Source organism: Sedimentibacter sp. (genome assembly GCF_038562225.1).
GTDB lineage: Bacteria > Bacillota > Clostridia > Tissierellales > Sedimentibacteraceae > Sedimentibacter.
In genome coordinates, this window is record NZ_JBCFAS010000003.1 from 96670 (window position 1) to 121936 (window position 25267).

25 protein-coding genes and 1 riboswitch are annotated in these 25267 nt (G+C 34.6%); of the genes, 18 read left to right on the top strand and 7 right to left on the bottom strand.

Annotation, left to right across the window (positions count from 1 at the left end):
* The first annotated feature begins 48 nt into the window (after positions 1-48).
* The 4 genes from AAGU76_RS12345 (at position 49) to AAGU76_RS12360 (ending at position 2002) form a co-directional block, all read left to right on the top strand.
* Positions 49-384 (top strand): hypothetical protein, encoded by a 336-nt coding sequence (locus AAGU76_RS12345; protein WP_342485812.1) that lies wholly within the window; start codon positions 49-51, stop codon positions 382-384.
* Positions 385-1073: 689 nt separating this feature from the next.
* Positions 1074-1373 carry a hypothetical protein gene (locus AAGU76_RS12350; protein WP_342486315.1) on the top strand — a complete coding sequence of 100 codons (300 nt, stop codon included), beginning with the start codon at positions 1074-1076 and terminating at the stop codon, positions 1371-1373.
* Between the two features lie 4 nt (positions 1374-1377).
* Positions 1378-1641 (top strand): replication initiator protein A, encoded by a 264-nt coding sequence (locus tag AAGU76_RS12355; protein ID WP_342485813.1) that lies wholly within the window; start codon positions 1378-1380, stop codon positions 1639-1641.
* A 52-nt stretch (positions 1642-1693) separates the two neighbouring features.
* Positions 1694-2002 (top strand): hypothetical protein, encoded by a 309-nt coding sequence (locus AAGU76_RS12360; RefSeq protein ID WP_342485814.1) that lies wholly within the window; start codon positions 1694-1696, stop codon positions 2000-2002.
* A gap of 136 nt (positions 2003-2138) precedes the next feature.
* Here the strand turns inward: AAGU76_RS12360 and AAGU76_RS12365 are convergent, their stop codons facing one another.
* Positions 2139-2759: a cyclic nucleotide-binding domain-containing protein gene (locus AAGU76_RS12365; RefSeq protein ID WP_342485815.1), complete on the bottom strand. Its 621-nt coding sequence runs from the start codon at positions 2757-2759 to the stop codon at positions 2139-2141.
* A gap of 117 nt (positions 2760-2876) precedes the next feature.
* Between AAGU76_RS12365 and AAGU76_RS12370 the strand changes: the two genes are divergently transcribed.
* Complete coding sequence (locus AAGU76_RS12370) at positions 2877-4241, top strand: MATE family efflux transporter (RefSeq protein ID WP_342485816.1); 1365 nt, start codon at positions 2877-2879, stop codon at positions 4239-4241.
* Between the two features lie 223 nt (positions 4242-4464).
* On the top strand, positions 4465-4608 hold the full coding sequence (locus AAGU76_RS12375; protein WP_342485817.1) for a hypothetical protein: 144 nt from the start codon (positions 4465-4467) through the stop codon (positions 4606-4608).
* Positions 4609-4826: 218 nt separating this feature from the next.
* On the opposite strand, the gene AAGU76_RS12380 is transcribed toward AAGU76_RS12375, so the two are convergent.
* Both AAGU76_RS12380 and AAGU76_RS12385 read right to left on the bottom strand, forming a co-directional pair.
* Positions 4827-5423: a TetR/AcrR family transcriptional regulator gene (locus AAGU76_RS12380; protein ID WP_342485818.1), complete on the bottom strand. Its 597-nt coding sequence runs from the start codon at positions 5421-5423 to the stop codon at positions 4827-4829.
* A 171-nt stretch (positions 5424-5594) separates the two neighbouring features.
* On the bottom strand, positions 5595-7682 hold the full coding sequence (locus tag AAGU76_RS12385) for an FAD-binding protein (protein WP_342485819.1): 2088 nt from the start codon (positions 7680-7682) through the stop codon (positions 5595-5597).
* An 820-nt stretch (positions 7683-8502) separates the two neighbouring features.
* Between AAGU76_RS12385 and AAGU76_RS12390 the strand changes: the two genes are divergently transcribed.
* The 4 genes from AAGU76_RS12390 to AAGU76_RS12405 all read left to right on the top strand — a co-directional run bounded on the left by AAGU76_RS12390 (position 8503) and on the right by AAGU76_RS12405 (position 11871).
* Complete coding sequence (locus AAGU76_RS12390; RefSeq protein ID WP_342485820.1) at positions 8503-8634, top strand: hypothetical protein; 132 nt, start codon at positions 8503-8505, stop codon at positions 8632-8634.
* Positions 8635-8738: 104 nt separating this feature from the next.
* Positions 8739-9311 carry a hypothetical protein gene (locus AAGU76_RS12395; RefSeq protein ID WP_342485821.1) on the top strand — a complete coding sequence of 191 codons (573 nt, stop codon included), beginning with the start codon at positions 8739-8741 and terminating at the stop codon, positions 9309-9311.
* 620 nt (positions 9312-9931) lie between these two features.
* Positions 9932-11455, top strand: coding sequence for a DNA methylase (locus tag AAGU76_RS12400; RefSeq protein WP_342485822.1), 1524 nt, complete (start codon positions 9932-9934; stop codon positions 11453-11455).
* Positions 11452-11871, top strand: coding sequence for a hypothetical protein (locus tag AAGU76_RS12405; protein WP_342485823.1), 420 nt, complete (start codon positions 11452-11454; stop codon positions 11869-11871). The genes AAGU76_RS12400 and AAGU76_RS12405 overlap by 4 nt, the downstream gene beginning before the upstream one ends.
* Positions 11872-11988: 117 nt before the next feature.
* On the opposite strand, the gene ygiD is transcribed toward AAGU76_RS12405, so the two are convergent.
* The gene (gene ygiD / locus AAGU76_RS12410; protein ID WP_342485824.1) at positions 11989-12756 is read right to left on the bottom strand and encodes a 4,5-DOPA dioxygenase extradiol; all 768 of its coding nucleotides are present in this window, start codon (positions 12754-12756) and stop codon (positions 11989-11991) included.
* Positions 12757-12923: 167 nt separating this feature from the next.
* Here ygiD and AAGU76_RS12415 point away from each other — a divergent pair, with 167 nt between their 5' ends.
* Positions 12924-13424 carry a hypothetical protein gene (locus AAGU76_RS12415; RefSeq protein ID WP_342485825.1) on the top strand — a complete coding sequence of 167 codons (501 nt, stop codon included), beginning with the start codon at positions 12924-12926 and terminating at the stop codon, positions 13422-13424.
* A gap of 36 nt (positions 13425-13460) precedes the next feature.
* On the opposite strand, the gene AAGU76_RS12420 is transcribed toward AAGU76_RS12415, so the two are convergent.
* Positions 13461-14870, bottom strand: a complete 1410-nt coding sequence (locus AAGU76_RS12420) for a PQQ-dependent sugar dehydrogenase (protein WP_342485826.1) — start codon at positions 14868-14870, stop codon at positions 13461-13463.
* 355 nt (positions 14871-15225) lie between these two features.
* Here AAGU76_RS12420 and AAGU76_RS12425 point away from each other — a divergent pair, with 355 nt between their 5' ends.
* The gene (locus AAGU76_RS12425) at positions 15226-16269 is read left to right on the top strand and encodes a M14 family zinc carboxypeptidase (protein ID WP_342485827.1); all 1044 of its coding nucleotides are present in this window, start codon (positions 15226-15228) and stop codon (positions 16267-16269) included.
* A 101-nt stretch (positions 16270-16370) separates the two neighbouring features.
* Here the strand turns inward: AAGU76_RS12425 and AAGU76_RS12430 are convergent, their stop codons facing one another.
* Positions 16371-16910 (bottom strand): phosphoribosyltransferase family protein, encoded by a 540-nt coding sequence (locus AAGU76_RS12430; protein WP_342485828.1) that lies wholly within the window; start codon positions 16908-16910, stop codon positions 16371-16373.
* 12 nt (positions 16911-16922) lie between these two features.
* Positions 16923-17990: an NCS2 family permease gene (locus tag AAGU76_RS12435; RefSeq protein WP_342485829.1), complete on the bottom strand. Its 1068-nt coding sequence runs from the start codon at positions 17988-17990 to the stop codon at positions 16923-16925.
* A 112-nt stretch (positions 17991-18102) separates the two neighbouring features.
* Positions 18103-18204, bottom strand: a riboswitch (purine riboswitch).
* A 380-nt stretch (positions 18205-18584) separates the two neighbouring features.
* Here AAGU76_RS12435 and AAGU76_RS12440 point away from each other — a divergent pair.
* The 6 genes from AAGU76_RS12440 to glyA all read left to right on the top strand — a co-directional run bounded on the left by AAGU76_RS12440 (position 18585) and on the right by glyA (position 25242).
* A complete protein-coding gene (locus AAGU76_RS12440; protein ID WP_342485830.1) occupies positions 18585-20078 on the top strand; it encodes a histidine kinase in 1494 nt (497 codons plus the stop codon).
* An 11-nt stretch (positions 20079-20089) separates the two neighbouring features.
* Positions 20090-20782, top strand: a complete 693-nt coding sequence (locus AAGU76_RS12445; RefSeq protein ID WP_342485831.1) for a response regulator — start codon at positions 20090-20092, stop codon at positions 20780-20782.
* Positions 20783-21054: 272 nt separating this feature from the next.
* Positions 21055-22257, top strand: a complete 1203-nt coding sequence (locus tag AAGU76_RS12450; RefSeq protein ID WP_342485832.1) for a M20 family metallopeptidase — start codon at positions 21055-21057, stop codon at positions 22255-22257.
* Positions 22254-23078, top strand: coding sequence for a DUF3100 domain-containing protein (locus tag AAGU76_RS12455; protein ID WP_342485833.1), 825 nt, complete (start codon positions 22254-22256; stop codon positions 23076-23078). Before AAGU76_RS12450 ends, AAGU76_RS12455 begins: the two co-directional genes overlap by 4 nt.
* Before the next feature lie 17 nt (positions 23079-23095).
* Positions 23096-23566 (top strand): hypothetical protein, encoded by a 471-nt coding sequence (locus AAGU76_RS12460; RefSeq protein WP_342485834.1) that lies wholly within the window; start codon positions 23096-23098, stop codon positions 23564-23566.
* 419 nt (positions 23567-23985) lie between these two features.
* Positions 23986-25242, top strand: coding sequence for a serine hydroxymethyltransferase (gene glyA, locus AAGU76_RS12465; protein WP_342485835.1), 1257 nt, complete (start codon positions 23986-23988; stop codon positions 25240-25242).
* Positions 25243-25267 lie beyond the last annotated feature (25 nt).

Sequence of the window (25267 nt, forward strand, 5' to 3'; positions counted from 1 at the left end):
GAATACTCGTACTTATATTGGGAAGGTATAGGAAAAAGTTCCTGGGATATGTCAAAAGGTTTTGTAGTAAGAGGAATAGATACTATTCAATTTTTACAAGAAAAATTAGAGTACTTAGGATTGAATCCAAAGGAGTTAAATGAATTTATAGTATACTGGCTTCCGCATATGCAAAAAAACAAATACAATTTAATTACATTTCAGACGGAAATTTATGAAAATAGTGCTAAACTTAACATAAGCCCAAAACCAGATAGTGTTTTAAGAATTTTTATGGTATACCAACCTCTGGACAACTTTGTAGAAGTAGAAGAGCCTATATTATCTACATTTGAAAGGAATGGATTTACTGTTATTGAATGGGGAGGAACTGAAATTAAATAAGAGCCATGGAGACGTTTTGTTTGAAAGAATATAATAAGATGGCGGATATTAGTACTCGAAATGCGATCTAAAAGAGAAAGAAAATAATGATACATTATCTGAAATACAATTGATATAAGAAATTAGGCGTACACAATCCGTACATATAATTTTTGAGGCATGATTTTTTTAATGAAAATAAAAATAATAAAAACATGAAAGATAGTAAAATCAATGAAAGAAAATAATGAAAATTAAATAATCATTGAGTGGGAATAGGCAGAAGACTGATATTCTAACGTTTTAGAGTTTTAGAATTTAAAATGACCGTGTTAGATTTTTGAAGTATTTTTGAAAATCATATACGGTCATTTTTGATTTTTTGACCTAAAAAGGAAGCACGTTAGATATGAAGCTTAGAAAAATCGAAGGGAATAGGTTGATGGCAAGTAAATCCTCACAAAACAAGACTTTTTAAGAATTGGCGGAGGAATTTATCAGACAAGCGGATTGTTTGGGTATTAGCAACAACACATTTTAATATTGTTGATATTAAAATTGATATAAATACAAAAGATTATGTCTAAGTTTTTTTGGCTGAACATAATATATCATAACTTAGATTTCTGATATAACTATCTTATTTTAATTTAGATTTTTAAAAAGGATATTAACTCTTTTACTAATTTAGTGGTTCTTAGGGTGTATTCATGAGTAAGTATAATGATTCTGAATTGTATATAACAACTTTTGGTATAGGATTAGTTGGTCTGTCTAATATAACATCATCATCATCAGATATTAAGATTACAGCAGGAGTTATATGCATTAGTTCTGCATGCGGATTTATTGTAGATTTATTAAATTCTAAATATAAAAAAATATTTACTAATTGCGGGCTAATAAACAAAGATAACGAAACTCCAAGACTTAGAGAAGATATTCTGATCAGTGAAAAAGCAAAAGTATATCGAATGAAATACAAGGCTATGAAGCATCAAGGAGCATGAGTTAATGGAGCGTTTGGAGTTGGAATTTTATTATGGAAAAGAAGCAGAACAATTTACGTTCTACCGTCTGCCAAAAGCGTTGATTACTGATCCACGCTTTAAAGACATATCCAATAATGCCAAACTGCTATATGGACTCATGCTTGACCGTATGTCGCTGTCTGCCAGAAGTGGATGGTTTGATGATGAGAACAGAGTTTTTATAAAGTATGCCTTGAAAAGCATCATGGAAGATCTCAACTGCAGTAAAAGAATGTTCAGAGTTTGAGACATTGGGAGAGTGCTACGAGCATATAGAATCTGTGAATGAGGCAGTGCATTTGTGGAAACGGATTCCACCAGAACGGATGAATGGAATCAAAGGAATTGCCATCTGTCTGGAAGCACCTGGGGATATTATGTATGGATCAGAGGTAGATATTCTTACAGGAAAGCATTTTGATTTTGAGATGTTAGAGTATGTTCCAGATATCTTAGAAAGTCGAAAAGCGCAGGAGATGATTAAGGGATTAGTTGATAAGTTGCCAGAGATGGAGATAAGAGGCAGAGTTCCAGAACGACTTGCAGATGCAATAGACATAAATAATGCTGAGAAGGATAATTATATGAGAACTAGTCATCATAGATAATGATCTTTCTAGGAGAAATTATTATGTGCGGTCCAATCATTAACAACTATTAAGTAGCCTCTGCGAGAAACCGTGCATTTCTCGCAGAGATGAAGGGGTTGTTAGTCGTGGTATAAGTAGTATGCTCTCATTATTCTCATAACAATTGATATGCTCCTTTTCCAGTTTTCTTAACAATCCCTAAAGATTCTAGTTGATTCAGAACTCTCTGAAGCTGACGAGTGCTACAGTGAAGATGAAACGCTGTTTTTTCAAGACCAGTAAAGGAACCACCTTTACACCGATATTTCATATAATTGTATGTACGACTTTGCAAGTCACTGGAAGAAGCATTGCTTTTGGTAATTGTAGAGAGAATTGTGGATAGATTTTCTCCAGTTTTTCTTAAGAATACTTTGTCATTTAGTAGTAATTCACGGCACTGATCGATGGAGATCGCAATGCATTTGGTAGGAGTTATGGCTACTGCATAGACAGCATCATCTGTGTTGCAGAAAAGCTGTTGTTCAACTATCATATAGTTTTCACTACAGTTTGCCAAAGAATAGAGGGTACCATCTTCACGAATATAATGAATATTTACGTCACCCTCAATGATGAATTGAATATAGTGGTTTGATAAAAGGGGAGAACATAAAAATTCTCCCTTTTCGTATTCTATAATGCTTTTGGGGATATGAAGATTCTCAAAATAGGAATCTATGTGGTGTAATTTTATATAGGAAGAGATTACTTCTTGATCGAATAGTTGTTTCATAAAATATAAACTCCTAAATTTTTTACAACAAGACACATGTCTTGTTATTTTGAATTTATTATACGCTATAATACAATACGTTGCAAAAAATTTAGAATAAAAAGAGGAGAAATTCGAATGGGTAATTTAGATCTTGGAAAAGAGAAAATTAATAAATTATTAGTTGCGTTCTGTATTCCGTGTGTAATTAGTATGTTAATTAATTCAATATATAATATTGTGGATCAAATATTTATTGGAAAGGGAGTAGGAACATTTGGTAACGCTGCTACAAATGTACTGTTTCCTTTAATTATTGTATTTAATGCAGTAGCAAGCTTAATTGGTATTGGTGCTGCGGCAAGTATGTCACTTAGATTGGGTGAAGGGAAGAAAGAAGAAGCAGGGAAAAGTGTAGGACAGGCTATCACTGTCATGTTTATTGTATCTGTTCTCTTATCAGTGGTTTCCTTCATTTTTTTACCAAAATTAGTTTATATGTTTGGTTGTACAGAAAATGTATATCAGTACGCTGTAGATTATGGAAGAATCATTATTATAGGAGCTCCTTTTATGATTGTGTATTCTGGACTCTCTAATATCATAAGGGCTGATGGAGCACCTCAGTATTCTATGATCATGTTAATTATTGGTGCAATCATTAATATTATCTTAGATCCTATCTTTATCTTTGGGCTTCATATGGGAGTGAGAGGCGGAGCATTAGCAACTATCATTGGTCAGATTATTACATTTGTTATTGCAGTTGTATATATTAAGAAGATTAAATCTGTTGACTTAAATAAGTATAGTTTCAAATTAGATCTTAGTGTATTTAAGACCCTTAGTTTGGGAATATCATCTTTTATTACACAAGGAACGGTGCTGGTGTTATTCGTATTTATGAATAATATGATGACCAAATATGGAGCATTATCTAAGTTTGGTGCTGATATACCATTATCAGCATATGGTGTAATGAGCAAAATCAATACCTTATTCATTTCAACTGTTATTGGAATTACGATAGGTGCACAGCCTATTATTGGATTTAATTATGGGGCAGGACAGAATGAAAGAGTTAGAGAAACTTTGAAGAAAGTAATCATTGTAAATTTCTTAATTGGTGTTGTATTTAATATTATCTTTTTCTTATTTCCAAGACAGCTTGGTGGTATGTTTATTTCACCGAGTGATTCTAGTTATGAGTTATTTATGGAATTCGTAGAGTTGATGTGTCACTCACTTCTTTTGGTCATTGCATTGAATGCTCTTGAGATGACAGGAAGTACGGCAATTCAGTCTCTTGGTAATATAAAGAAGGCGACTATAATGGCATTTTTGAGACAGATTATCTTGCTGATTCCAATCTCTTTATTTTTATGTATCGGGTTACAAAGGGGAATCTATGGAGTTCTTTATGCAGGAGCGATTTCAGATGTAATTTGCTTTGTAATAGCATTATTTATCGTAGGGTCCGAGTACAAGAAACTAGGAAAATAACAGCTAAAAAAAGAGGGGATAGTGAACCAACTTTGCGAAAAATTAAAATTTACCATGTGGACAACATCAATTTGTCATTCTATAGATATATATTTACAAACCTGCAAAAGGGCGATAATAGTAGAATATTGTCGTCCTTTAATGCTACAATGAAAAAAACTTATTTTGGGGAATGAGCAAATGCTTACAGGGGATGAAAGATAACTATTAGAGCAGTCGTATTTTGAACTATTCGAATAAAAAGCTTGTCATTGATATGGAGCCCATAATACATTCGTCATTAAAGACGCTTAGTTTTTCGTTTCCATCTATTGCTCCCAGTACATACAAAAGCGGAGCAAAATGGTCAGAAATGGGTACAGCATAATCTGCAGATTTACCTATCTTTCTATAATCAATTACATTATCATAATTTTGTCTTTGATACTTTTTATCATATAATTATCAAATTATATTTGACAAATAACTAATACCCATAAAACACTTATTGAAATCATTCCGAGGGATGGATTAATTGGTTATGTATAGGGAAAAACTACTGGAAAGGATAAGGTTTGAATATACAGAATCACCTCGCGAAGGACATTACTTTTTCATAAGATTAATGAGGGGAAACAATACTCGCTGTCCCATTACTATCAATCCTTCGCTTTCATTACTCATGCTCCACTGTGTTAAAACGCCCATGAGTGTTGCTCTAAAAAGTGCAAAAAAGTCAGCACAGCTCATGTTAAGTTGAAAATCACCATCGCGTAATCCTTTGCAGATTAGTTTATCTATAAAGTTTTGTTGCAGCTCTAAAGAGATATTTTCTTCTGCTGCCAATTCTTCATCTATCATTGCTTTCATATAGGATTTGGTAAATGCATGACCATCCTTGCTCACATAATTAAGGTAGGAAGTAACCGCATTTTGGTAAAGTGTCACAGAGTCAAGGTTTTCGTCATAAATAAACAACTGACTCAATTCTTTGTTAAATCGTGAAGTTAGTTTAATAAGAATATCCTTTTTTGAAGTAAAATAGATATAAAATGTGCCTTTGGCTACACCACAGGCTTTACATATCTGACTAATGGTTACCCGATCATATCCATGCTCTCTCACCAATCTCATTGCCGTGTCGGTTACTTTTTTTTCAGTTTCAAGTGCTTGCAAGTCACGGTTGGTTGGCTTTTTTTCCATCTTGAACATCCTTTCGTTTTTCATTTAATTTATCTTACCATACATATTGTGAAACAACAAGCATGTCAAAAAGTTTTTAAATTAAGGTTAATATATAGAAAGAATGTTCTTAACAAAAATGCAACGTATGAGTTAAAACTCATACGTTGCAAGTGTAAAAATGAGAATAGCTTACTTGTTGCTTACATATTCAGCGACAGATTCACCACAAACGTATGCACTTGTGAGAACCCAACCGTTGTTTGCTCCACCATATGTTACATATGGTTTTTTTTCTGTGAATAGAACACCTGCACAGTCACTGCCGACGCAGAAAAGGCCTTCAATTGGCTCACCAGAGGTGTTAAGTATCTGTAATTTGGTATTTACATCCAATCCTGCACAAGTGTTGTATGAGTAACTTGCCATCTTTATAGCATAGTAAGGACCTTGACCAATTGTTTCGAGATATTTCGCATCCTTGTTAAACTGCTCATCCTTGCCGCTTGCACAGTAACTGTTATAGGTTTTAACTGTATTTTTTAGAGAAGACGAATCTATGTCTATGGCCTCAGCCAGCTTCTCAATTGTGTCAGCCTTGAAAATGAAGCCCATCTCAATTCCTGCGTCTAATACATCATACGCTTCAGGTAAAGGTGTATTTACAGGTATGTCCCCTGTGTAACCAAGAAAACCTGATGACACACCACCAAGGAAATGCTTGAACCCATTGTCACGCACATCGTTAATCTGGTCACTGCTCCAGATGCTATAGAAATTAGGACCGGCAATCCAAGGATCTAGCATAGCTACACCAGTTTCTGCTGTAAAGCGTTCTCCATCCACACCTACAGCCAAGCTGTTGGGAGTAATTCCAAGGAACATTGGAAGGTCAGCAACAGACCAAACACATTGTCTTCCTGTGTTAAAGCTTTTCTGACCTTCAACCCTGTTAATGGGAAAGCCGTAACTGTGGGGTATGAACATAGGCGTGCCGGACATATGTACCTCCGGAGGCATTCCGATGTTATATGTTGCTGCCCCCATATCAATAGCAGACTGTATCATCTTGCCGTCATTTCCATAAGAGCCGTAAACTTTCCAGTCGCCCTTGAGCGGATAATATTCATCCGAAAGATATTCGTTTGTCATTTTCTTATTGCCGAGGAAACCGCCTGTAGCTATAACAACTGCGTCAGCTTTGATTGTGTATTCAGTGCCAGTCAAGCGGTTTTTCGCCTTTGCACCCACAACTGCGCCGGTCTCATCTGTTATGAGTTCATAGGCTTCTGTTTCGAGCATATATTTTCCGCCCAAAGCTGTAAAATCTTCGACAAGTTTGTCGAAATATGAAGCAATCTCACGCTTGTTATAACCGTAAGTTGGTGCATTTGGGTGGTCAGGAGACGTGTTCGGGTACCATTGAAATTTAACTTTATACCAGTCCTGAGGTGTAAAACCGGGTTTAGGGTCAAAATCGAACATGGCTCCATGATCAAGAGCCAACCAGTCGAATGCAGGGCCTGAGTTTTCAAAGTAGAGGTCCAGCATTTCTTTCTTGGCATCGCCTTCCGTATATTCCGTCCATGCTTGATACAGAGCTTCTGCGTCAGTAAAATCTTCACCATTGTTGTATTTCTCTTGTACACGCGGAGGATTGATGGATTGTATTTCGGAGGTGAGGGCAGTAGTGCCGCCGTAACGTCCCTGTTTTTCTATAACTAATACATCAGCACCGTTTTCTGCCGCACGAAGAGCAGTATATGTGCCGCCGCCGCCCATACCTATTACTAACACCTGTGTTTCTAGTTCCTCGCTTCCGCCAATTTTTTCTTGTGTTGTTTTGAATGCGCTGATGGCAGATTCTTCATTGCCAGCCGCTATAATGGCCTGCTTGATGCAGTCTTCGATTGCCGTACGAGCTGCAGCGCTGGTAAAGGTTGCACCGCTTACCATGTCTACATTGATAGATTGATTTTCGAGTATTCGTGGAAACATATTTGCTGCCACAGTGTCAATCATGGAAGCCGTACTTCCGGATTTTTCGTCAAATGCGATGGATTCTATTGCATTTTCAGACACTGTAACATTGATTATATCGGGCCAGGACATGCTGAAACCATATACCTGTGCAGTGTATGTTCCCGGTGCCATCATAGCCTTAGTGGTGCTGTCTGTGTTGACGGCAGATGGTGGCTGTATTTCATTCTTTTGTGTACATCCTGCTGCCATGATTATTATCATGATTAAACAAAGCAGCAAACTTAGTTTTTTTTTCATTCTATTACTCCTCCTGTTTAATTTCATTGACCATAGGTCATCGAGATAAATATATAATAGCACTTTGATAATTCGTTGTCAATCCATATATAAGTTGCGCTGCGATGAGGAATAAACTTTTTTAAATACCATCAAAATTGTATTTTATAATTATCTATCCACATTTATGCAATGTTGCTGTTATATTATCCACATCTAAAAGGTATATTTCACCTTTTTATAGATTTCCTGTGGATGTATGGAGGACATTTTTCTGTATTTAATTAAATTTTATACTTCTCATCTACCACCTCCTGTGGTGCAATTACATTGTTATGTGAAATACACTATTGTGTATTTCTTAATGTATGATACGTCTTCATTGGTTACTATGGCTCGGCGAAAGGTTTCTAGAATCTTGAAGATGTATTTTTTATTGCTTGTTTCAATTTTTTTAATACTTTAGTTCCTGCTAGATACAGCTGCATCAGAATACCTGCTATCTACGTCAATAAATAATGATTTTTCACGACATTTGGATCATATAACATAGCAGAAGTAAATCATTAAAATATAGAGATATTTATACAATCATGTTATAATGTTAATTAAATAGACACTATGAGAGGTTGTCACAGAAAGCCGTTTCATATTAAGCTATTTTTGCTATTAATAAATAAGAAAAGGATAAAGTAAAATAATAAATATATGAAACTTTAGTGGTAACTTAAAGAAAGAATTAGCAGATATGAAAGTAAAATAACAAGATGTACTCGAAGCAATAAATTTTACCAATCCTGAAACGGAATATTATTATAGTACAGAAACAGAAGAAGTACTTATGATATTCGATGGTATGGTAAATGGTGACGATGATTCAGAGCTGATAGAAGAAATTGAAGATGGATTTATTGAGGATTATATTCCGTTGCCAGGTCAGTACGATATCGACGAGATAAGCTATATAATTTAGGCTTGGAACAGAAGTGGTATAAGTATAGAGACGATGCTTACGAAAAAATTGCAAGAGAATGGTGTGAAAGAAATAATATCGAAATTATAGAATAGAGGACACAAATGCAGATTGGATTATCGGGAATAGTGCAAAAAAGAGTAAAGAAAGCGGAACTTGCTCCAGTAGAAGAGGAAGATTTAGCATTTTGTTGGGATACCCATTTAATAAAATATAAAAACAGAAATGTTTTGCTAGTAGTGAATGTAAGCAGCAGATATGCAATTGCTATGACAGATATTGAATCAAGAGACTGGAATTATTATGTGGTTTATATTCACAACGTTATTTGTTTAGCAATGCGAGTAGATGGATATTCAGAAAGTCAGATAAGCAAATATATGCAGATGGCAGGCGATGCTAAGCTTACCAAAACTCACGGGAAGAAAGCAGTTGGAGGAGTCAATAGGGTAGCAACATGTATAGATTTTTATGATGATGAATTAGAGAAGGAAGTGAAGTACCAAAGAGATCTGAGCGAATACATAAATAGAGATATTTGTACACCGCCTGGTTTTGAAGAGTTTGGATATCCGACTGAACTATTTCAATTGGATATGGAACGCTTGGGAGTAGATGAGAAGAGAAAGTCAGCAAAAATAATTGATTTTAGAAAATATTCGAGACATGAAGAGTAAAGTAACCATAGGGCACGGATTTATTTTCATGAAATTGGTTTATTAAAGAATATTTGTAGAGTGTGAACTGGACAAGTAGAACCGTCTCCCATGGATACAAATAGGAATATGAAGGGGTACTATATGGATATTAATTTTAGAAAAATAGATAAATTTAATTATAACACTTGTGTGTCTTTAAAGGTTGGAGAGCATCAAACTAACTATGTTGCAAGTAATGCATTTTCACTGGTACAAGCTTTTTTGAAGATGAGTTATATCCATTAGCAATATATAATGGTGATGAAATGGTTGGATTTTTATTATATGATTACGATGAAGAACTATCGGGATGGTCATTTTCAAGATTTATGATTGATATTAAGCATCAAGGCAAGGGATTTGGCTAACTTTTTTCAAAAATAAATTTCCAGATGAAAATTTATATACAAGCGTAGAAATAGATAATCAAGTGGCTATTAACCTATATGAAAAATATGGATTTAATAAAAAGTATTCGTTTGAATATAAATTTGGAGATACTATATACAAGGAATTTAGAATGTTGAAAGAATTATGGTAGTAAATAGGAAATTCAATTGATGGCAGATAATTTTTGAAGGAGGCGGACAGAGAATAAAATGAAGAACAGAACATATATCGCAATCGATTTAAAATCCTTTTATGCTTCGGTTGAGTGTATGGAACGAAGACTTAATCCTTTGACCACAAACTTGGTTGTAGCTGATGCAAGCCGTACTGAAAAAACCATCTGCCTTGCTGTCTCTCCCTCCCTCAAAGCGTACGGCATTCCAGGCAGGGCGAGGCTGTTTGAAGTGGTGCAGAAGGTCAAGGAAGTTAATGCAGAACGTCTGCGCAAAGCAGCAGGGAGGATTTTTTCAGGAGCGTCCTTCAACGATGCTGAATTGAAATCCTCACCTGATATGGCGTTGGACTACATTGCTGCTACGCCTAGGATGGCTCTTTATATAGAGTACAGCACGCAAATATACAATATTTACTTGAAATACATTGCACCCGAAGATATCCATGTGTACTCCATTGACGAGGTATTCATTGATGCCACTGATTATTTGAACACATACAATCTTTCGGCGCATGAGCTTGCCACAAAGATGATTCTTGATGTTCTTGAAACGACGGGTATTACAGCAACAGCAGGGATTGGAACAAACTTGTATCTTTGCAAGGTTGCTATGGATATTAGAGCAAAACACATTCCAGCCAATAAAAAAGGCGTGAAGATTGCTGAATTGGACGAGATGAGCTACCGTCGCTTGCTGTGGTCACACCAGCCTTTAACAGATTTTTGGCGCGTAGGCAGGGGGTATGCAAAGAAATTGAATGAACAAGGCCTCTTTACCATGGGAGATATTGCAAGATGCTCTATCGGTAAATCCAACGATTACTATAACGAGGATTTACTGTATAAACTGTTTGGCATTAACGCTGAACTGCTGATTGACCATGCATGGGGATGGGAACCATGCACTATTGCTCATATTAAAGCATACAAGCCAAGCTCAAACAGTATTGGATCAGGGCAGGTGCTGCACTGTGCTTATACCTTTGACAAAGCGAAGTTGATTGTGCTAGAAATGACCGATTTGCTGGTACTTGACCTGGTGGACAAAAGGCTTGTGACCGATCAGCTTGTTTTGACGGTTGGATATGATATTGAAAATCTATCAAATTCAAAATTAAAGAAATCGTATAACGGGACGATTACAACCGACTATTACGGACGTGCTGTTCCGAAATCTGCCCATGGTTCTGCAAACCTTGGCAGGCAGACATCTTCCACAAAGCTCATTTTGGATGCCGTCACAGAGTTGTTTGAACGCATCGTTGACAAAAATCTTTTAATCAGGAGAGTCAACATTACTGCAAATCATGTTGTTGATGAGGCAGCTGTTCAAAAGACGGATAACTATGAGCAGCTTGATCTTTTTACTGATTACGAGGCTGAACAGACGAATAAAGCGTATGAAGAAGCTGAGCTTGCTCGAGAAAAAAAGATGCAGAAAGCAATACTTCAAATTAAAAAGAAGTATGGAAAAAACGCCATCCTAAAGGGCATGAATCTGGAGGAAGGCGCAACCACAGTGGAACGAAATGAGCAAATTGGAGGGCATAAGGCATGACAAAATCATATGACGACATCATGAATCTTCCGCACCATGTTTCAGCGACACGCCCTCATATGCCGGCTATTGACCGGGCAGCTCAGTTTTCACCTTTCGCTGCACTGACCGGATATGATGCCGCCATCAAAGAAACCGCAAGATTGACTGGTGAGAGAGTGGAGTTGGACGAATACATGAAGGACGTTTTGAGTGTCAGGCTGCAAATCATAGCAGATCAGCTTAAAGAGCATCCAGAAATAGCAATCACCTACTTTCAGCCAGATGAAAAGAAGAATGGCGGCGCTTACGTTACTGTTATCGGCAGGGCTAAAAAGATAGATGAATACAAACGGGTTGTTGTTATGACCAATGGCACATGGATCCCTATTGATGAAATAGCCAGCATTGATGGGCAGATATTTGAAACCATGTGAGGATGAATAACGATAAATTTAGATATTGATTTTGAGTATAATTAAAATCAAAGATCTGCCTAAATTTGATAAAATTGTAAAATATCCTGCGATTATTCACGCAGGATATTTTTTGTACTATTCAAATAAAAAGCTTGTCATGGACATGGAGCCCATAATACATTCGTCATTAAAGACGCTTAGTTTTTCGTTTCCGTCTATTGCTCCCAGTACATACAAAAGCGGAGCAAAATGGTCAGAAATGGGTACAGCATAATCTGCAGATTTACCGATCTTTCTATAATCAACTACATTATCATAATTTTTGTCTTTAATACTACTTATGATATAATTATCAAACTCCTCAGCCCAATCATATCCTCTATCCATTTGCCAGTTAATTCTACTTAGGTTATGTGTAACATTTCCACTTCCAAAGATTAGAACACCTTCTTGTCTGAGTCTGGCTAATTGTTGACCAATATTATAATGCTCCTGCATTGAAGCGTTACGGTCGACACTAAGCTGAATTAACGGAATATCTGCTTTTGGGTATATTCTGTGTAATACTGACCATGTTCCGTGGTCATAGCCCCATGAATTATCTATATCCACAGGACGAGATAATATTTTAATAATTTTGTTAGAAAGTTCAGGAGAGCCTTTGGCAGCGTATATAATTTTATAAAGTGCATCCGGAAAACCATACATATCGTATATTGTCTCCGGATATTCCTCATCCATAATCTTAGTACCATTTGTATACCAGTGAGCTGAAACAGACAATATTGCTTTAGGTTTGGGTAATCTTTCTGTGAGTGACTGCCATTCACGAACAAATTTGTTATCTTCAATTGCATTCATTGGAGAACCATGGCCAATAAATAATACAGGCATATTTTTCATTCTTTATCAACCTTCCAATATATTTGATAAATAATTAATACCCATAAAACGCTTATTGTAAACATTGTTTAAAAATAAGCTCATATGTATTGCTAAATATGACTAGGCTAAACGCAAAAAACTAGCTGCTACATATAATGATTATTATATCATTGGTGGTGTTATGTTTGAGTGCTAGGAATATAGCCCAGGGGGGCTTATTAATTTGTCTTGCTGCTGTGCTTCAATTGCAGCCTGCATTATTTGGAGAAATATTTGTGATTATTACCACATTTAGCGCAATGCCCATATACATTTTGTCAAGATTAAATCTAAGGGCTGGATTAATTGGTTATATCATTGCAGCTATATTAATATTTTTATTCAACGCACATGAAGGTTTATTTTTTTTATTTACAAATGGTGTGGTTGGGTTTTCATTAGGTGCATTTAATCACAGGCTAAAATCTAAGGTGTTTATATCCTTGTTCAGCGGAATTATTTTAACATTGTCGCTCGTTTTAGTAAATTTTGTTATAGGAATTCCTGTTTTAGGAGTGACCCTTCCAGGTAATTTATTGGTTCAAATATGCATTCTTTTATTTTTCTCTCTTAATTATTGTTTTTTATATTTATTTTTGGCAAGTTTCGTATATGATTATCTAAAACAGTGCTATCCTTTCAACTAAAAATAAAATTCTGGGGACTCCCCAGAATTTTATTAATCATTTAACAATTTCAAAAATGGTACCTTGATTAAAATTAGTAACATTTGCTGAGCCATAGACACCTAAATATAGTCTTGATTGATTGAGATTAGTCCCCAAGCTGACATAATAAGCTGAGTGATTACCAAAATTATAATCTGGTTCAATAATACCGTAATCATTTTCTTTACAATCTGTCCTTATTTTAGTGTATGCTAAAGCTCCTCTTGCAGGTGGTCGTGAACCTTTCGAGACAAAATCAGTAAAAACAACACATCCTGTTAAATCAGAAATTTCACTTCCCATATATGGTTGAACAGCTGTAAGTGCTGAACCGCTAAATTTATCAGGCCGTGAGTCTATATGATAATAACAAGTCAGAGGATGTATACGATTAGATGAAGTGCCTATTGCTTCGTTGAAATAAGCAATAGTTTCTTCAGTTAAAGTAGAGTTTGCTGAACAATCTCGTATAACGGTAGTCGGCAAATTACCTTCCCAGCCTCTCCAGCCTAGATTAACAAGCGCTTCATGATTAGGCTCACGGTCTTGCGATGAAGCTTGAATTATTTCAGTGACTGGTAATGGGGTATAATAAACAAATGAAAAAATTGATTCTACCAAGTCCTGACCAACATTTCCCACATATTTGATGTATTGATTGTAATATCTTTGAAATGCAATGCCGGGAATATTTCGAACACCTTTGGCAATTACAGAAAGAGCTCTGTAAATAGTTGCAGGAAGTTCATTAAATCGTGTGACTGCTGTGGGATTTTCCATAAAAGTATTCATACCTACATCAATTTCAATTATTTTGCCTGCAACTTCCATGATGTCCTGGCTTAAATTAAACGGATCATAACCAGAACCGCCATCTCCGGTTGTCAATACTAATTTTCCTGTTTCTGGCGAAAAGTTTAAGCTGTTGACACCGTTATGATTCATAAATGGCCTTCTTAAATTTAGTAATACACGTCGCCTTTGAACTTGACCATTTGGCAGCAAAATCCATTCTTCAACTGTATCAATATGGTCGTAGTTAGTTTCTCTATTATTCCATTTAAGGTTTAAAGTATTGGGGTTACATGGGTTAGGCAGGAAAGAACCTGATAGGGCTCCGGGACCTTGTGTTCCAGCTAATGTATAATGGAGATAAAAAAGGCCGTTGTTATAAAAATCAGGATGGAATGCTAAGCCCAAAAGCCCTCTTTCATCATACCCGCCATTAGTACCCAGCTCTATTATTCTCTGGCGAATATCTAAGAATAACTTTATATTTCCACTCCTTACATAAAAAATTTCACCCACCTGTGTTGCAATAAACAAACTTTCCATTGAGTCTCCCGGAAGAATGGCTGTTTTAATAACGGTTGGTAAGTTTATGTTGCTCACTATGGGGCGCAGTCTAACATTTACTTTTTCCAATGATTACACTCCTTTTTTGCTTTTTTATTAGTATATGTTTGGAATGCTTCAATGTACTATATAAAGACAAGCGTAATTAAGTTGAAATTATATTCCACGAAGTTTATATGAAAGAACTATAGGGGACGGTTCGGGGCAATTCTGTATGATAATAGCTTAATTAAAGAATGCTTGTAGAGTGCGAATTGGACATGAAGAACCGTCCCCAGTGATCCTTTAAAGCTGCATCACAAATAGACATTTCGTCACCATATTTTCTCATAACATCTATAATTTCGATAAAAGTTCCTATTGAATACTATTGCACCAATGCATATTATTTAGGCAAACAAATAAATCTATAGGGAGGCAGTTTATGAAACTATCAAAAAAACCTTTATCCATCGTATTAATTGTAGCGTTAGTAACGACTATGATTTTTAGTCAGCTAGCTTTTGCAGTAGGAGAAGGTCCTTTATACAAAGGAAACGAAACAATAAACAACTCTAGAATTACTACTTATGAGGAAATGGTAGAATTGCTTAAAGACTATGACGAAAAATCAGACTTAATAAATCTTCAAGTTTTCGGACAAACAGTCAAGGGCAGAGACCTATATTTAGTTAAATTTGGTGACATGAACCCAAATAAACCAACAGTATTATTTTTAACACAACAACATGGAAATGAAGTATTATCAACTGAAGCAGCTCTAAATGTCATTAGAAATTTAAGTGTAAATAGTAAAAATTCTAAAGATTTAGCTAGTAAAATTAATGTCTTGTTTATACCTAAGTATAATGCTGATGGTGGGGAAGCCGATGTTAACTTTCCGTTAGAAAACTATTACGGTGGTGGATTAGCAACTAGATACAATGCAAACAGAATAGACCTAAACAGAGACCACACTGCTAGGACTCAACCTGAAACAAGAGCACTGCATAGTGAAGTATTAAGTAAATATAAAATAGACTATATGATAGATTTCCATCATCAAGGAACTACAAGTGCTGTAGATGATGAATACGTTTCTGGTTCTATTTTATATCCTACTAATGAAGGAGTTAAGCCGGAAGTTGTACAGGCATCAAGGAAATTAGGTGCAATAGTATATAATGCTGTAGAATCAAAGGGATTCGGTAAATTAGGTAAATATATTGGTGGAAGTGCAAATACAATAGCTAGAAATTGCGTAGCTCATGACTATGATATCCCTACATTATTATTTGAAATGAGAGGTATGATAGATAACGAATGGATGGATGCTGTTTTAGGTCAAAAAAGCAATGGATATTTGATTCAACAATCGGTTGTTACTATGCAAGCGGTAATGAATGCATTAGCTACAGGTGAAATTGAAACAGTTGATGATAGTTTCTGGGAAACCCTAACTGAGCAAGGATCAAAAGTTACTGAATAATATTACTAACTTAAACTTCGTACATTATTAAGTATTTATTGTAATTCAAAAAAGCAGCATTACCCACAATGCTGCTTTTATTACCTTAAATTTTAATCTTATTAATCTTCAAATAACGGCAGCATTTCCAAGAAAATAATATCATTTCTTTTGGCTGCGTCACCTTCTGCAAGTATGGCTGCCTTTGCAGCTATGATACCGCCTGCTGATTCAACAAGTCTTTCAATTGCTTTTATTGATTCACCTGTACTAATAACATCATCAATTACAGCAACTCTTTTTCCTTTAATGAACAAAGCATCCTGTTCATCCAGCACTAAAAGTTGTTTCTTTTGTGTTGTAATGGATACAACCTCATCAATAATAGGTGAATCCATGTATGGTTTGACGCTTTTTCTGGCTACTATATATTTTTTCATTTTTAATAATCTTGATATTTCAAATGTTAAAGGAATTCCCTTTGCTTCAGCTGTAACCAAAACATCTACTTGAGGCAGTTTTTTTACAATTTCTTCAGCAGCAGCACACACCAACTCAGTATCACCCAATATTACAAAACTGGCAATGCTTAAATCCTCTTTTATTTTAATTACCGGAAGCTCTCTTTTAACTCCAGCCACTTCAATATCATATGTATTCATAATAAACCTCCGTTACATTCCAACTAAACTTGCTACAGTTCTAAAAATAACTCCGGCCAACATTCCGTAAAATGGATCGCTTATAGCTGTTACGGTCATAGTAATACCTCCAACCATAGCTCCCCCGGGTATGCCAGTTACACTTAGTGATGCCAATGCATTAACTGGTACGGTAACTATAGCTCCAAGCACGAACAGAAAACCTGCTATTGATTCGCTTGGCACATATTTACCGATTTTAGGAAGAAGTCCCGCGAACAATATTATTGCCATAATGCTCATCATTATAACAGAAGAGCGCAGTGGATCAGGCGCTCCGCCCGTAGCAGAAATTATGGATTCAACTGGTCCTCCTCCAAATGATGCTGAAACAAGGTCAGCAAGACTGCTTACAATTGACAAATGATCTATATTAACAGCAGTGTTTGCAATTGAACCTGTAATTTCTCCAAAGGCAATATTTGCTCCGATATTAAGACAAATCATTGCTAAAGCCCCTTGTATTACAGTTAAGTTTACTACAGGCTTTTGAAATGAAATTTTTTCTCTTTCAGTAATTATCAAATCTGATTTTTGTTTTAGAATTACTGCAAGAATGCTTGTACCAACTACAGATACTGTTACAGTGTAAACCAGGTCCTTTGTAATCATGTAAACAATAAAACTGATTGCAATTGAAGAGTATCCAACAATTTTATTTTTCTTTGCCATATTTAACGCTACTCTTGCAAGCATTATTCCTACGCCTGCCATCATACCGTTTGTAATTGCAGGACCGATGAATGAAACAATCTTTTCCAGCAAACCAAACAATCCGATAAATGTCATTCCGATAGCTCCGAAAACAATCATTGACAATCTTTCTCTCATGTTATTTCCCATTGTCCCAGCCAATGTAATTGTCTCAGCTTGAAATGAAATTGGTGCCACAACTCCAAGAGCCAGGCAGCCAACAGCACCAACCAAAAAAGCAAAAGCTGTCGGTACTGATGCAAAACCAAATGATAGTGCTAATAATCCTTGCGGCAATCCATTAAGAACAACACTTAATGCAGCAAGTAAATCCTTTAATAATTCCATAATTCCTCCTTAGTTGCACTCTGATTTATGAAATGAAAAGAACAAAAAATCTGGAATTCTCTTTGAGGAGAATTCCAGATTAGGCACAATAAATCAAGGCCTTTATGACCCTATTATCTGTTATTCTTCTCATAGTAGGATAATTTAAGGTTACCCCGTAGAAACTTTCGAACCATATTTCCGAAAATATATGAGAGTACATATTTTATTAATATAACAGACTAGATGATAATTTTCAATAATTTTTTTAGGTTCAGGTGTCAAATATGCTGGGATTACAACTATTTGGTATAATCAAAAATGTGTTGTCAATAATTCAGATGTAAAGCCTTGGTCTTGAAATTCGTCAGCTCATGGAACTTGAATTTTTGTTACAATAAATCTAATGATGGTTAAATAGGTTAGAATGCAGGGGGAGTATCTAGAAATTTATGATTTTATGGTAATGATGATTCCAGAACCGAGAATTTAAAGATTTTAGCGGAAAAATTTTTTGATTTACATATAACAATAACAGTGTTATAATACAAAGAATTAACCAGAATTAACCAATAATTGCAAACGATTTACACATAAAATTATGGAGTTGTATTTATGATTCAAAAAACAGAATGGGGAAATATTAATTGGATTCATACTAATAATGAAGATAATCAATCATTTAATGTTGGTATTACTACTCTTTTGCCTGGTAAATGTATGTCAAAGCACGTGCACTACGGTGTAGAGCAGTTTTTATATATACTTGAGGGTGAAGGTATATATATTATTAACGAAGAGAAGAAAAATGTACAGAAAAATATGTTTTTTTATCTAGACCCAGACATAGTACATGAGACGATCAACACTGGAACAGGACCACTCAAGGAACTATTAATCTCAAGGCCAGTGACTTATAACTCAAATATCAAAATAGATGAAAATATGAGTTACAATACTAAGGATACATCAGCAATAAACATGAACAACATACTGTATGCTGCTGTAGAAGCTATTAGAACTCAACTGCTTGAATCAATAAGCCTTCCATTCACTATATATGATGATATGTGGTCAATTGTAATACAAAACAATAATTTTTCTAATTATTGCATTTCGAAATGCAATCCTGTAAACAATCATGTTAAATGCAGTTGCATGATGCAAAGGAATTTTAATGAATTAAACAAAGAAGAAGGAACGCGTTTTATTTGTGAGTATGGGCTTTCTGTATTTAACTATCCGATTATATACAATAACATAAAATTAGGAACAATTAGAGGTGGTCATATTTTAATATCCGATTTAACCACAGAAAATCATGATGAGTTGTATGATTCACCTGAAAGTACAATTATTGGAATAAAAAGCTTGTTAAAACAAATTGTCAGGAGTATTACAAGCTATTGTTCATTTCACGAATCTCGTCAATTGATAGAGAAAAAGGACATGGTGATTAAGGAAGAGATGAGTAGAAATGAGACACTTAAGAATAACCTTTACATAATAAATGACAAAGTTACAAATCTTAGAATTAATCATCATTTCCTTTTTAATACATTAAACTCCATAGCAAGTATGTCATTGAGCGGTGATAGATATGATTTATATAACTCAATAATTAATTTATCAAAGATGTTCAGATATACAATGACGGTTGATCTGAAATTTGTAACTTTAGATTCTGAAATAGAATATCTAGAAACTTATTTAAACCTTCAACGCTTAAGATATGGGAGAGAGCTAGAAATTCATTATGATATTGCTGATAACATGAAAGCTATTAAGGTGCCTTTCAATTTTATACAACCGATAGTGGAAAATGCATTTACGCACGGATTTGTACCAAGCGATGTTAAAAAAGTAATAAGGATATCAGTTCAGGATGTAAAGAATAAGGCGGTAATTACCATTGTAAATAATGGCGTCCCATTGAATGATATAACGCGGAATAGGGTAAATAAGGGCCTATCAAGAAATACTGGTCATGGACTGTCCTTAGTCTACGAGAAGCTTGAATCAGCTTACAAATCTGAATTTAACATGGATATATCCTCAAACTTTAATGAAGAAACAAATGTAATTGTTGAAATTCCAATAGTTTATTAGGAGGACAAATTATGATTAATGCGATAATTGTAGATGATGAACCAGCAGTTTCTAATATAATTCAATATTTTATTAAAAAAGATAATTTGCCTATAACAATAGTAGGGAGTGCTGAAAATGGAGCAAAAGCGCTAGATCTTATGAAGAGAAATGACGTTAGATTAGTGTTTTTAGATATACTCATGCCAATTATGAATGGATTCAAAGTAATGGAAAGTATTCCTGACAAAGACTATATAATTATAACGGCTTATGATTCATTTGATTATGCTCAGCAAGCATTGCGACTAGGGGCAAAGGATATATTATTAAAACCAATTGAACATAAACAACTTATTCAATCAATAACAAGAGTTATAGGATGGAGATTTACAAGTAATGATACATTAAATGGAATATTAGAGTTTATTAATAAAAATTACCAGGAAAAAATTGATTTAACAATTTTGTCAAAAATATTTTTTATCTCACCAAGTCATATTTCGAGACTGTTCAAACAATATTTAAATACAAATACAATTTCCTATATACATGAGGTAAGAATAAAAAATGCAGTAGAGTTACTTGATGAAGGAAAATATAGCATAAAAGAAATTGCCGAAATAACGGGCTATGAAAATCTTAATAATTTTTATAAATATTTTAAAATATTCAAAGGAAACACTCCTGCCATGTACATACAAGGGCAATTAAAAAATAAATAATAAAAAATATGAACATCTATAATGTTGTAATTATAGATGTTTATTATATGTTTCAAAATAATTTAATTTCAATATCATTTATAGTATTCATGTATTAAATTTATATGCCAAACTGATTATGTCAAAAATGATAAATAAAAAGTAAAGAATGAATAAATACAATAATTTAAAAGAATATATAATTATAATCAAATTAACAAACTAGAAACAAACGTTTTCTGAAGTTATAGATTTGTACTATAAGTATTAGCTAATTTAATAGGGAGGGTTTAATGCTAAATTTAGAAGAATTAATGGAACTACATAATGCTGAATTAATTGAATTTAGAAGAGACTTACATGAAAATCCAGAATTGAGTTTCAAGGAATTTAATACAAGTAATAAAATCAAAGAAAAATTGCAAACTTTAGGAATAGAAATAATTGATATAGGAATGGAAACTGGAGTTGTAGGCTTATTAAGAGGAGCTAAGGATGGACCTACAATTGCATTACGAGGAGATATTGATGCTCTCCCTATTCAGGAGCTAAATGATGTTCCATATAAATCAAAAGTTGACGGGGTAATGCATGCATGCGGCCATGATATTCACACAACATCAGTGATAGGGGCTGCTATTATATTATCAAATATTAAAAATGAACTTGATGGTAATGTATTATTTGTTTTTCAACCAGCTGAAGAGATAAATAAAGGAGCAAAACTAATGGTTGAGAAAGGATTATTTGAATGTGTCAATGCTGATTTGATATTTGGACTTCATAATAATCCTGAAATACCATGGGGGAAAATTGCTATAAAAAAAGGAGGGTTAATGGCAGCTGTTGATACAATTAGAATAAAAGTTAAAGGGAAAGGAGGTCATGGCGCAATACCAAATGCCACAAGAGATCCAATAATAGCAGCATCTGCAATGCTAATGAACTTACAGACAATTGTAAGTCGTAACGTTAGTCCTCTTGATTCAGCAGTTATTTCAGTTGGTACATTTCATTCTGGAACTGCGAATAACGTTATCCCTGAACTGGTTGAAATTACAGGTACTGTAAGAAGCTTTCATCCTGATGTCAGAGAATTGCTGCCAAAAAGAATTAATGAAGTTTTGAAGTATACGGCAGAAGCGTATATGGTTGATGTTGAATTGGAATACATATTTGATTTGCCAGCTGTATTTAATGACGAAGAGCTTACAAAAATAGCGTATGAGGCTGCTGAAGAAATTGTTGGTTTGGAAGGCATTGTTGAGCCAACACCATCTATGGGTGGTGAAGATTTTTCAATATTTACTGAAAAAGTTCCAGGGTTCTTTTTCTGGCTTGGAGTAGGCAACAAGGAAAAGGATATGAGCTATGTTTGGCATAATCCCAAATTTGATGGTGATGATCGAGCAATAATTTATGCATCAACGGTAATGAGCAATATGGTAATAAAAGGTATAAAATATGTTGGCGAAAAAGGAGGAACAATCAAATGAACAAGGAACTATCAATTATAAGAGATTGGAAACTGCATGCTGCTATTTTTATTATATCAGCAATTTCGGAAAAAATCGGTATTATAAAAATACCATTAGGGCCTGGGTCAATAATGTTTTTACCATTGCTATATTCAATGGCATTAGGTCTCATTATGTATTTATCTAAACCTATTAAATTTATTGGAGAAAAGCAGGCACCATCGGCAGAGAAATTTATAGTTGTGGGGATTGGTATATTTTTAGCAAAGATTGGTGTTCAAAGCGGTGCTGCTATTAAATCGGTAATAGAGGCTGGTCCGGCACTTATATTACAGGAATTTGGAAATCTTGGTACTATTTTCGCTTCATTGCCTATAGCTTTATTTCTCGGATTCAAAAGAGAGAGCATTGGAATGTGTCATTCTATCGCAAGAGAGCCAAATGTTGGCTTGATCGCATCAAAATACAGTTTTAATTCATCCGAAGGCAGAGGTGTAATGATAATCTATATTGTAGGTACCTTGATAGGAACTATTTTTATGGGACTTATGTCGAGTTTTCTAGCATCTTATACATCTTTACATCCATATGCCTTGGCAATGGCTACTGGCGTTGGAAGTGGAAGCATGATGGCAGCATCATCAGCTCCATTGGTAGAAATGTTTCCTGAAATGGCAACAGAGATTACAGCTTTTGCAGGCATGAGCAATTTATTATCAACAGCAGACGGCATTTATATGTCTATTTTCATCGGACTTCCACTAACAGAGTTCTTGTATAAAAAACTGGAACCACTATTTGGAAAAGGAAAACAAGCTGCAAATGTTGATATTGTATAATGAAAGGGGTGCTGTAAATGAATGAAAAGAAATTAACAACAACTAAATTTTTAGAATACTTATTAATTTTATTGATTGTTGCTTTCATTTCCATAGTTGGAAATTATATCGGTTATAAAGTCAATATTTTTGAAAGTTTACCCGGTATGGCAATATTATTAACAGTAGCATTAATAGGTTATTGTTTAACAGAAATTTTGCCGCTAAATATACCTTCGGTTGTTTATATAAGCCTCATAGGATTACTAGTAGCAATGCCAGTTAGCCCGGTTTCAGCAAAGGTAATCGAGTATACCGGGAAAATTTCCATGCTATGTTTAGCTACTCCTGTACTTGCATATTCTGGTATTTCTATGGGCAAAAATTGGGCGGAATTTAAGAAAATCGGATGGAAAGGGATACTGGTTGCAGCATGTGTTATGTTTGGTACTTTTGTAAGCTCAGCCATCATTGCGGAAATTATTTTAAAAAGTCAAGGCATAATATAATTAAACAATTTATAAGTTTCATCTTGGGCATTAAATATAGAATAATCATAACTTATGAATATAAGGATGTTAAGATTAAGATAAAACAAGGCTAGGAAGCTAAATTGACATTAGTCATAATGGTTAATAGCCTTGTTTTTTTATAAACACGAAAATAACTATAAGTCTATCAGTAAGATTAATTAAAAGCAGAAACAGTTTCGTAATGGTAGTCCTTGAATAATCAATGACAAGATTGATAAATAACTTGTTGAAATAGAAGATATACAAAAATAGCGACAATAATATAATTTAATTATGATAACAAGAACACCATAAGCTGTTGATAAAAATCATAAATATGAAGTTTAATCATGATTTTAATCCAAAGAAATTCATTATCAACTGCTAAAACTTAATAAAAAAGAGAGGAATCTATTATGTTAAGGAATACTTATATTACCGACCCAGAAATATACGAAATAGTGGTTGATGAACTGAGTCGTCAGGAGCATAACATTGAGATGATTGCATCAGAAAGTACTGCTCCATTAGAGGTTATGGAGTTATCTGGATCCATATTTACTAATAAAACACTGGAAGGTTATCCAGGATCCCGTTTCCAAGCAGGTTCACATGAAGCAGACAGGTTAGAAAAATTAGGTGTGGAAAGGGCAAAAGAATTATATGGTGCTGAACATGCAAATATTCAAGTTTATTCGGGTTCTACAGCAAATTATGGAGTATATGCAGCAATCTTAACAACCGGAGATAAAGTATTGAGTATGAGACTTGATCAAGGGGGACATTTAACTCATGGGAGTTCAGCAAATTTTCTTTCTAGGGTGTACGATTATGATTTTTATGGAGTAAATGAAGAAACAGAAATGATTGACTATGAAGCATTGGATTATAAAGCTAAAGAAATTCAGCCAAAACTTATTATAGCCGGTGGAAGTTCCTACCCAAGATTAATAGATTACGAAAGGATAGGAAAGACTGCAAAATCTGTAGGAGCGTATTTTATGGTTGATATGGCGCATGTTAGCGGATTAGTTGCTGCAAAGGTTATTCCAAGTCCGGTACCATATGCTGATTTTGTTTCTTCGTCGACTACTAAAACACTTTGCGGACCTAGAAGTGGATTCATTCTATGCAAAAAAGAACATTCAAAAGCACTGGACAAAGGAGTTTTTCCGGGGTCAATTGGATCCATGCATCTAACTACTATGGCTGCAAAGGCATGGATATTTAAATATGCAGCTACAGATGAGTTTAAAAATATAATGAAACAAGTGCTTATAAACAGCAAGAAATTGGCTGAAGAGTTGACCAGCCACGGTTTTCGTATAGTAAGCGGAACAACGGAAAATCACATTGTAATGGTTGATTTAAGATCTAAGGGTATTAGCGGAAAACTATTTCAGAGCGCTCTTGATAAAGTTGGAATAACTGTGAATAAGAATCAGATACCATTTGACCCTGCATCACCTTTTGTCACAAGTGGTGTTAGAATAGGAGTTACATCAATAACACAACGAGGATTAAAGGAAGGCGAAGTTAAAATAATTGCAGATATTATGAATCAAGTGGCAACATCACCGGAAGATGAAGAAAATTTGAAGATCTGCAAAAGAAAGGCAGAAGAATTAATATCAAAATTTCCACTATATCCATCTGGAAGCTTCAATGATTGAATAATTATATTAGCGCAGTATTAAG